The sequence below is a fragment of the Anaerolineae bacterium genome (assembly GCA_025062375.1).
Lineage (GTDB): Bacteria > Chloroflexota > Anaerolineae > SpSt-600 > SpSt-600 > SpSt-600.
Genome location: JANXAG010000053.1, coordinates 1 through 9545, shown reverse-complemented (window position 1 = coordinate 9545; position 9545 = coordinate 1). Strand labels below are relative to the sequence as shown.

At 50.7% G+C, this 9545-nt stretch carries 10 protein-coding genes; all 10 read right to left on the bottom strand.

Translation table 11 applies throughout. The features are described 5' to 3' along the window. Positions 1 to 1047, bottom strand: a 1047-nt coding sequence (locus NZ653_09580) for a class I SAM-dependent rRNA methyltransferase (protein MCS7287370.1), incomplete at its 3' end; no start/stop codon positions are given. 1 nt (position 1048) lies between these two features. Further along, the gene (locus NZ653_09575; protein MCS7287369.1) at positions 1049 to 2197 is read right to left on the bottom strand and encodes a glycosyltransferase family 4 protein; all 1149 of its coding nucleotides are present in this window, start codon (positions 2195 to 2197) and stop codon (positions 1049 to 1051) included. Then, positions 2176 to 2619 (bottom strand): HIT family protein, encoded by a 444-nt coding sequence (locus tag NZ653_09570; protein ID MCS7287368.1) that lies wholly within the window; start codon positions 2617 to 2619, stop codon positions 2176 to 2178. Before NZ653_09570 ends, NZ653_09575 begins: the two co-directional genes overlap by 22 nt. Before the next feature lies 1 nt (position 2620). Next, positions 2621 to 5332, bottom strand: a complete 2712-nt coding sequence (locus tag NZ653_09565) for a glycosyltransferase family 39 protein (GenBank protein ID MCS7287367.1) — start codon at positions 5330 to 5332, stop codon at positions 2621 to 2623. Positions 5333 to 5646: 314 nt separating this feature from the next. Beyond that, entirely contained in the window at positions 5647 to 6333 is a 687-nt protein-coding gene (locus tag NZ653_09560; protein MCS7287366.1) for a response regulator transcription factor, read from the bottom strand. Continuing rightward, positions 6266 to 7078, bottom strand: a complete 813-nt coding sequence (cas6, locus tag NZ653_09555; GenBank protein ID MCS7287365.1) for a CRISPR-associated endoribonuclease Cas6 — start codon at positions 7076 to 7078, stop codon at positions 6266 to 6268. The genes NZ653_09560 and cas6 overlap by 68 nt, the downstream gene beginning before the upstream one ends. Then, on the bottom strand, positions 7075 to 7338 hold the full coding sequence (cas2, locus tag NZ653_09550) for a CRISPR-associated endonuclease Cas2 (GenBank protein MCS7287364.1): 264 nt from the start codon (positions 7336 to 7338) through the stop codon (positions 7075 to 7077). The genes cas6 and cas2 overlap by 4 nt, the downstream gene beginning before the upstream one ends. Beyond that, entirely contained in the window at positions 7338 to 8348 is a 1011-nt protein-coding gene (gene cas1b, locus NZ653_09545; protein MCS7287363.1) for a type I-B CRISPR-associated endonuclease Cas1b, read from the bottom strand. The genes cas2 and cas1b overlap by 1 nt, the downstream gene beginning before the upstream one ends. A gap of 23 nt (positions 8349 to 8371) precedes the next feature. Further along, positions 8372 to 8899, bottom strand: coding sequence for a CRISPR-associated protein Cas4 (gene cas4, locus NZ653_09540; protein MCS7287362.1), 528 nt, complete (start codon positions 8897 to 8899; stop codon positions 8372 to 8374). Between the two features lie 39 nt (positions 8900 to 8938). Further along, positions 8939 to 9545: hypothetical protein (locus tag NZ653_09535; GenBank protein ID MCS7287361.1), on the bottom strand; the 607-nt coding region annotated here is incomplete at its 5' end.

The window sequence follows — 9545 nt, the reverse complement described above, 5'->3', positions numbered from 1 at the left end:
GAAGACCGCTTTTTGGAACAGTTCAGGAGAGACAAGACCGGAGCAGGAAAAGGTAAAAATTACTCCCCCTGGCCGAAGAAGCCTCATGGCCATGAGGTTTATGTCCTTGTATCCCCTTATGGCGTCGTCTATTTGCTCCTTAGAGTGGGCAAATTTAGGAGGATCCAGCACTACAAGGTCAAAGGCTTTGCCCTCACCCCACCAATCCCTGAGCACTCTGAAGACATCTCCTTCCACAAAATCCTCATCCCTGACAGGAAAACCGTTTAATTCAACGTTGGCTTTAGCCATCTCCAGCACCTCTTTCGAAGAATCCACATGCACCACTCGCCGGGCTCCTCCTGCAAGGGCATAAATTCCAAAACCGCCCGTGTAGGAAAAGGCATTGAGGACTTCTTTCCCTTCGGCAAATTCCCTGAACCTCAAGCGATTTTCCCTCTGATCCAGGTAAAAGCCCGTTTTATGCCCCCTCTTCAGGTCCACCCAGAACCTCAGGCCGTTTTCCCGGATCTCCAATCGGTCCGGAGGTTCTTTCCCCCTCAAAAGGCCTGCTTTAAGCTCAAGGCCTTCCTTTTCTCTGACTTCTACATCACTTCGCTCGTATATCCCTTCGGGCTCCAAAAGCTCCCAGAGAAGGTCGGCAATGGTTTCCTTCCACCTTTCAATTCCCAGGGTAAGGAACTGAACCACAAGGTAGTGGCCGTATCTATCTACCACAAGTCCCGGAAGGCCATCGGATTCGGCGTTCACGAGGCGGAGAGCTTCGTTGTAACCCTGGAGGAAAAGGCCTTTCCTGGCTTCAAAGGCCCTCTCCAACCTTTTTCGCCAGAAGCCAGCATTCACCTCCTCCTCTTCCCAGGTAAGGACCCGGACCACAATTTGGGAGCGGGTGTTCAGGTAACCCCGGGCTAAAAATTTACCACCCGCATCCACAACATCCACCACGTCTCCGTCCTGAAATGACCCTTCAACCCTTTTTATCGCTCCGGAGAAGACCCAGGGATGCCTGCGCAGGAGCGATTTTTCCCTTCCTTTCCTGAGCACCACTTTAGCCAAATCCCACTTCCTCCAGAAACCGGACGAATTTCTCAGCCAGAAAATCCCAGGAGAAGCGATTTAATATCCTCTCCCGGCCTCTCAGCCCCAATTCCCGAGCTAAGCTTTCATCTCTCAGGAGCATCACCACTTTATCCGCAAATTCCCCGTAACGCCCACTTTCCACCAGAAGTTCGGGGGGGACATAAGCGGAAACCTCCCCTACATCTTCCGCCACCACTGGCAGACCGATGGCTACCAGCTCAGCCAGCTTGACTGAGCACTTGGCTCGATTGATGAGGTTATCGCGGCTGGGCCAGATGGCCAGCCTGCATTCTCCCAGCAGAGCCAGGGCTTCCTTTCTATCCATAAACCCTATTACTTTTACACTCTTCTCAAGGCCCGCTTGCCGGGCCAGAGACAAAAAGTCCCTTTCTTCCCCTTTGAAACCCTCCCCCACAATAATGAGTTCGGTGTCCGACTCCTTTTCCAGGACTTTGAGCCAGATTTCCAGGAGGTCTTCGGGGGCAAACTCCACAAACCTTGTGTAAAGGCCCACAGCCTTCCGGCTCCCCGGGCCCAAGTGAGGCAGAGGCTCAACACCATTGGGCAGGTAAAGAACCCTCATCGGTGGTACCCCCATGCTCCAAACAATGGATTGGAGGGTTCGGCTGGCCACCGTTACAGCATCAGCGTGGGATAAAACCCACTTTTCCTGAAAGGGAATAAGGGCCCGCCAGAGCCATGGATATGGGTTCTTCCCGCTCCATCCACCCCTGCCCTCCCAATCATCGGCGTCCACCACCACCGGGGCCCCAAAAGGCTTGAGGAGAGCCGCTGCCAGGCCTGTGTAGCCTATGGGCTTGAAAAGCCATACGAAGTCGGGGTGCCAGGCTAAACAGTGGCGGGTGAGGTTTAAGGCTATGGAAAGATGGTAGACCAGAGGAATCCTGCGGGGGAGCGTCAGATGCTGGATTTCCACCCCTCCAATTTCTTCGGCTCTACCGGAATCAAAGGGCGAATCCCACGGCGGGAGGAAAACTTTAACCTCAAAGCCTTTTCTCTCCAGGCTCGCAGCCAATGGTATTATCCGTGCTCTTGCAGTCCCCTTTGCCCTCAGTCCGAAGGGGCCGGCTATTGCTAATCGCCTTTTCCTGACCAAACCTTCTTTGCCTCCACAACTTTCCTTATCCTCTCGGCAGCGGCTCTTATCTGAGCTGGATTGCCAGGCTTCTGGATCCAGGGAGGCATTATCCCGTCCCCGAAGGTTCGGGGAACAAGATGCAAATGGAAATGAAAAACGCTCTGGAAAGCTGCTGGTTCGTTGGCGTTGAGAATGTTGAGGCCGTCGGCCTCCATAGCCTCCCGAAGGATGGGAGCGAGCTTCACCGCCACCTTCATAAGGTGAGATGCCACCTCTTCATCTAGATCAAAGATGTTGCGGAAATGGGCCTTCGGGATCAGGAGAGTGTGGCCAGGGGTGACCGGGTTTATATCCATGAAAGCCATGGCTTTTTCGTCCTCGTATACAATTTCAGCCGGCGCTTCCCGCCGGACAATTCGGCAAAATACGCAGTCCCTCATTTTATTCTCCCTCCAAAATTAATTTTACCCCAGGCAGGGTTAAGCTATCCCCGCCCCCGCTCAACGGAATCCTCGGGCCATAGGGGGGAAGGTAAAAGCCCACCTGAAGGTAATAAGTCCCGGGGGGAAGGCCTTCGGGTATTTTCAGAGAGTGAGGATCCGTTATGTATTCCCCTGGAATCCAGGAAGTAGTGGGATTTTGACCGCCAGCAGGAGGAGCATCTCCAAAGGCTACATCCTGCCCTCTTTCATCCACCAGATGCACGAAGACAGAATAAAACTTATCGGTAGTGCCGATGGGATGCCAGTAAAGGGTGAGGCGAACCTCCCATCCCCCTTTTGCTCTTAAAATCCCCTCTTCCGGGACAAACCTCGCACCATCGGGGGCTAAAGCCTCAAGATCATACCCCTCAAGCTCTGCCAAAGAACCAAAAGTCGCTTCTGCCTTAAAGGCAGGGGATGGTTTTTCAAAACTGTGAGGTCTGCCCTTGACTTTGACCTTCGTGATAAGCACCTGATTTTCCCCACCGGGGGTAACGAGGCGAGAGCCATCCGCGGGGTTATACATTCCAGCCACGAGATTGTAAACTCCAGGCTTCAGCGTGGCCGGAATCACAATCGTGTGAAGATCCCGAACCAAAAGGCCCTTGCTCCAGAGGGAAGTGGGATAGAGAGGCGGTGACTCGGCTCCTGCCAGCATTCGCCTGTTATCGTCCTGAAGCTGAGCGAAAACCACATAATCGGTAGTCTGGTCCTTCAGGGATTGCCAGAACAGCGAGAGGTGAAGGGCATCCCCGGTGGATAAATTGCGGGAATTTATGGAGTAACCGAGGAGGCGAACTTCCCCTCCGAGCTCTTCGCCGAGGCTAACGGCCATTTCCAGCTTTCTTTCCGGGACTGTTAAAGATGGGGGCTTAACTATAACAGAACCCAGGGAGAACTCTGGTTCGGGCTCGGGAGGCTGACCATCAAAAGCGTCCAGGGATTTTCCCGTTAATGGTTCGTAAACCTTAAGGCGGATTTCGTATTTACCCGGTGGGGTTCCGGCAGGGATAAGAAAAGCGTAGCGGTCTGAAAGGGTAAGGGGAAAATCCTGTTGAGCCCAGGTTCGGCCGATAGAATCGCTCAGCCGCAATTGAAGGGCTAAGTTAGCCTGCCCTACCTTATCCCACTGCAGCGCAACCCTCACAGCCCCGGGGGAGGCCTCCGCTTCCCTATCCACCAAAGCTAAACCTGCAAGCTCCAGCCTATGCCCGAACCGAACTTTCACCGGTTGAAAGGCATATGAGACCGGCGGGGCAAAGAGCAGTAACCTTGTAGAGCCAAACCACCTGTTTACCCCCATAAAAGCCTGCGCCAAAGCATAACTTTCCACCTGACCTTCAAGGATCGCCCCTTTGGCCTGATAGGCAGGGAACCAGATTTTCCTTCCTTCTCGCCACAAACCCTCTATCTGATTTCTCACCTTTTCTCCCCACTCAGGGGAACTCACCAGCATCGGTTTCGGACAAAGCTCAGGGCAATAGCTAAGAAAGTAGCCGATTTGCCAGGGATAAACGCAGAGAAGAACATCATCAGGGGAGGAAAAGACACTCACTGTTCGGGCCAACGGACGGTAATCTTCATGGGAATAGCGGGGGGTTAAGTAAAAACTGACAAGGGAAGCCAACATCAGAGCCGCCGTCGGGCCCAATGAAATTTTAACCCCAGAAGCGCAGAGGCCAGCTCCTAAAAGCAGAAGATAGGGGGGAAGGGATATGAGGAAAATTCGCTCAAAGTAAGGGGGATGAAATGGATAGAAGAGATTAACCACGAAACCTCCCAACAGGGGCACCAGAAGGTAGGAAAGAAGTGGGAAAAGGGCCGAAGGATTGCCCCTGAGAGACCAGACCCCTTTAAACACAAGAGCCGAAAGGATAGCTCCGCCCGCCCAGAAAAAGGGTGAAAGCTGAGGGGGCATGTGCCCCATCCCAAAGGCTGCCAGATGTCGGGCCAGGAAGTAGTGAAGGGATAGAGGCAAATACTGTTCTATAGCCTTTTTCCCATGCACATAGAAGTAAAGCCTTTCTCCGGCGTAGAACGCCCAGGGCAGGTAGAGGAAGGAGGCGCCAAGCAAAGCCAGGAACGCCCTCCAGGGCCAGGTTCTATCCTTCAGCCAGAAACCGAAGATTATGGCCATATGAGCCATTAGGACGAAAACGGCGTAATACTGGGTGTAGAGAGCCAGCGCACATAAAAGGGCATAAGCAGGAGTCAGGGCATACTTTCCTTTCAAGACCAGGAACAAAGATGCGGTAGCTCCGAGCCCCAGTAAGGTTACGAGTCCATACATTCGGATTTCCTGGGAGTAGTAGACATGGAAAGGGGAAATAGCCAGAAGCAACGCGGCGACGAGGGCTGTTTTCTCCCCTGTAAGGAGCCGCGAAAAGAAATAGAAAAGGGGTACTGTGAGGGTTCCAACCAGTACCGATAGAAGCCTGAGAGCTACAGGCGAAGCTCCCACAAGCCCTATCCAGCCATGGAGGAGGGCATAGTAAAGAGGCGGATGAATATCCAGGGAAGTAGCTTCCATCATCTCCTGCAGGTTCATAGAGGCGAAGTAAACGCTGTAGCCTTCATCCCACCACAAGGGCTGGAAATCAAGCCTCAGAGTTCTCAACGCAAAGGCTAAAAGCATTATAAGGATAATTGACCACCTCTTTTTATGCCCCATCCGTCCTCCGGTCAGGAGGATGATAGAACAAAATCAGCGATCGCGCAAGACATTGTATTTCCTGATCTCCGCTCACGTTAACGATGGTGATATCTCATCCAGGGCCTGACAGTCATGGGGAAAACGCCTCCTCAGATAATGTGACTGCAACCCAGCAATGGACTTTCCGAAATTTTAACAAACTCAGAGCAAACCTTTAGCGGATAAAGAGGCCCACACCGGGGGAGTTAAACTCTCCACCCATGTCCGGCATCTCTTGTCTTCCGGACGCTTACCGCTTTCTAGTGGTTGCCCGGATAAGGTTTACCTTGATTCTACATTGAAACTGTAGCGAAGCGATAGCCCACACCTCTGTCTGTGAGAATGTAACGGGGTTTTTGGGGGTCATCCTCTACCTTGACCCGGACCCTGTGGATGTAAGTTTTGAGAAGGTTCAAGTCTCCTTCGCTGCCGGCCCCCCATACTCCCCTCAGAAGCTCATCGTGAGGCACGGTTCTGCCCCGATGGCGAACGAGGTAAAAGAGGAGTCGTTTTTCCTGCTTTGTAAGGTGAATTTCTTCCCCGCCTTTATAGGCTTTACCTCCCACCAGGTCAATCTTTAAATCTCCTACCTCTACCGTCGTTTCCTGGAGAGAGGGGGTGGTTCTTTCCAGAAGTTTTCCGATTCTAAGAATAAATTCCCGGGGATTGAAGGGTTTGGTGAGGTAATCGTCAGCTCCCAGCTCAAGGCCCCGGATTTTATCTTCATCTCTTGAAAGGCATGTAAGCACCAGGATTGGAACAGAGGAGAACTCTCTTATCCTGGAACAGATATCCCAGCCGGAAATGCCCGGCATCATTATGTCCAGAACTATGAGGTCCGGGTTTTCCAGAAAGACAGCGGTAAGGGCTTCTTCCGGGTTCGTAACTCCGGCAACTTCATAGTTGTTAAGTTTAAGGATTTCGCTGAGGTGTTCCACTTCTTTGGGATCGTCGTCTATAAGAAGGATCTTGGGCTTCATGGACCACCTCCCGGGCTTTGAAGCGCATCATTCCGAACCCCTGGAAATTTCTTTCCCCAAAGCCTGCTTCGTATCCCAATTTTATCAGTTCAGGATGGCCTTTAACTTCAAAAACTCCTTCGTAGCAGCGCACTTTTGTGCCGTAAATAGTGACAAGCTTAGGATAGTACTCCAGTGGCTTCATCTCTACGGTGCCTTCTGGAATTTTCTCCCCCCAGAGGGCCAGTGCTTTGTGCTGAAGGTTTTCGGTTATGACCCGTGAGAAGTCCTGACTTTCTGGGGAGAGGAAGATCTTGCGCATTTTGCCGCCTTCGATTACTCCAGTAGATGCTACTATGGGGGAAAGGGTTTCAAAGATCACGGTATCTCCTGGACAGAATATAGGTTCTGTTTGAACTACCGCTGCAAATAGTTTTTGTTTACCCAGTTTGATTTCGGGCCAGGCAAGGAGGCTGTACACGAAGGCTTCTATGACCGCGATCAGGGGCGAGGATATCCACCACTTTATCGGGGGTGTCATTAAAAGGCCATTCTCCCTCTGAACTGCTGACTTTGGGAAAAGCCAGGAGAAGGTTATGAGTTTATAGCGTTTGCTCCCCGCTACAAAGCCCTCGGAATGAAGGCGAAATGCCAGGTCGGGTGCGGATTTCTTAAGGTTTTTATAGATCAGACCTTGAAGCCATTCCGGGTAATGCCATGGAACCCATATGGAGCCCTCGGCCTGCAAAGTCACCCGCACCCTCATATTACGACCTCTACCAGTGCCTTTTCCTGGCCTATAACTTCCTTTCGCACGAATTTTTTGTCGGGGAAACGATAAATATAAACGCTATCTCTTTCAAGGTCCAGGATTTCCTTAAGTTTGACTTTTAAGGTCTCCAGCTGCGATTCAGTAAGTTCCCCCTCAAACGCACTATTCTGAACCCAGTGTAGGAATCGGCGAAGGAGCTGGCAAACCCTTGTCACCCTTTCCTGTTCCACGTCATAAACGATTATAACATACATCACCACCAAACCTTGAAAGCCCTGTAACTTTCCATCCCCAAGAGATGGCGGATAAGCTTGTAAGCTTCGAGCCTTATAAGCTGGCGGTAGGAAACATGACGGTTAAGTTTCCTGTGCTTTACAGTTTCCTGCAGAGAACTTTCAAATTCTCGCACAAAGGTTTTCGCCGCTTCCTCTTTGAGGTAAATCCCTTTTACTTCCCCAACTGCTTCAAAGTCCTCCTCCCCTATTACCCCCTTGTTTATAACCCGGAAGACGGTGCGGTCCACTATGAGGGGCTTGAAAATTTCAGAGATATCAAGGGCAAGGGAGAAGCGCCTCTTTGAAGGTTCGTGAAGATAGCTTACGGTAGGATTAAGTTGAGTGACGTAAATCTCCGAGAGGGTTGCTGCGTATAAGAGGCTATTGCCAAAGGAAAGCAGAGCATTGACCATATTATCGGGAGGGCGTCTTACCCTTTTCTCAAAGGGTTCTTCCAACTCCAGAATTTCGTTGAAGGCTTTATAGTAAGCCTCTCGCGCCTGGCCTTCCTCCCTCATGAGCTCAAGCACATCCTGAGCTTCTTGCAACCGTCCCATGGAGGCTTCCACCACATCTATGGCTTCATCCACCTTTTTACCTCTATTGCGGTAATAATTCAAATTGCGGCGGATGTGAAAGAGAGCGCTGTGGACAAACTCCTTCGCAATAGCCATGCGTTTTTGGGAATCAAGATAGTGTTCAACTTGCCGGACTAAAAGGTGTCCACTGACGTTGTTCTCCCTGGGGTAAAAGCTACCCGAATAAAAACCGTAGTAGTTAAAGCAATGAACAACCACCCCGTGTTGGGCGAGAAACGAAAGCAGTTTTGTGTTGAGGTCAATTTCGCCGAAGAGGTAGAGATCGCGCACATTTTCTATGGGGATAGGCTGGTGTCGAATCTGCCCATCTTCAATTTCCTGCTCCAGATACAGAGTATTCTGCTTCCGCTTTAATCTACCGCTGCGAAATATATAGTAGCTCTGCGCCATTTAAGTACTTGCTCCAAAAATTTTTACCCCCAACAAAGTTCGCAATAGGCGCAAACTCGGCATATGGGCATAAAGTCAACTTGCGGCGGTGATGGCAATTGTTCAATGCGTTGAATGTCTCTGAGCGCTTCGGCAACTTGCGCTTCCAGTTCAGGTGTCAAGCGAACTTCCTCTTTGCGTCGCTCTTTCGGGAAACGCAATTCGCCAACCAACTCACCTGCACCGAGCCATTTCAGGTAAAGCAGGTAGTAAGCCACTTGCAACCGTGCAGCGTCAACGAGTTTGCGTGAATGTTTCACTTCAAGCAACTTGCTTTCGTGTTCAATCAGGTCAATTTTGATTAGGTTGTCAACGAGAACTTCTCTTCTCGGCATATCGGGGTAAGCACGCTCGTGCAAAATTCGCCCAAGCGCAACACGGTCTGATAGCGGCTCCATTCGCAAACCTTTCGCATAGAGCCAAACCTTGCGATGACAAATCGCCCAATAGTTAACCTTGACGCCATTAGTTCGCAGTTGCTCGAATTCTTCATCTTCTATGAGACCTTCCATCAAATTGACCCCCTGAACTTGACGCTGTTGAGACAAGTTTTAATTCGCTTCTTCCTGCTGTTTCCTAATAAACAAGCGCGTTTTCCCTTTTGTGGTAATCCGACCAGGGACGATGAAAGGTGGGACGGGACGCTGATAATGCTCTTCTTTTCTTTGCCCTGGAATAATTTCTTTCAGGTCTTGTATTTTTGCATTTTTGTCAAAATCCGCAAGGAGCACAACAGCACCTGCCTTGCCCTCTTCAAATCGTGATGCAGTCGCTTCTTGTTCTACCATGTCAGGTGCTACTTCGTTCACGCTTTGACACCAAACTAATGAATCTTTGCAACCGAGGTAGCGAATGTTCTTTAGGGCTTCTTTGGCAATTTCTTTTATGCTGTTTTCTGGCAAACCGACAAAGATAACAAGGTCGTCAGCAAATAGGGAGTATTCTCGTGTATGCGGACGGGAAGGGTAAAAACTGCCCGTCTCATCCATACCACCAGCCGACTCTATTGCAGGCACGCTTCTGTAACGCATGAATGCTTTAAAAGAAAAAGCAGCCGATGGCGGGACAATCCGAACTTCTATCTTTGGAAGATAAATCACTAACTGCTTCGCTTTTTGGTCATCGCCTTTCTGTAAGAGTGAAGCCACCATAGCCATT

Coding starts and splice junctions, on each gene's coding strand:
- NZ653_09570 (MCS7287368.1), bottom strand. CDS start 2,619: ATGAGGGACTGCGTATTTTGCCGAATTGTCCGGCGGGAAGCGCCGGCT.
- NZ653_09565 (MCS7287367.1), bottom strand. CDS start 5,332: ATGGGGCATAAAAAGAGGTGGTCAATTATCCTTATAATGCTTTTAGCC.
- NZ653_09560 (MCS7287366.1), bottom strand. CDS start 6,333: ATGAAGCCCAAGATCCTTCTTATAGACGACGATCCCAAAGAAGTGGAA.
- cas6 (MCS7287365.1), bottom strand. CDS start 7,078: ATGAGGGTGCGGGTGACTTTGCAGGCCGAGGGCTCCATATGGGTTCCA.
- cas2 (MCS7287364.1), bottom strand. CDS start 7,338: ATGTATGTTATAATCGTTTATGACGTGGAACAGGAAAGGGTGACAAGG.
- cas1b (MCS7287363.1), bottom strand. CDS start 8,348: ATGGCGCAGAGCTACTATATATTTCGCAGCGGTAGATTAAAGCGGAAG.
- cas4 (MCS7287362.1), bottom strand. CDS start 8,899: ATGGAAGGTCTCATAGAAGATGAAGAATTCGAGCAACTGCGAACTAAT.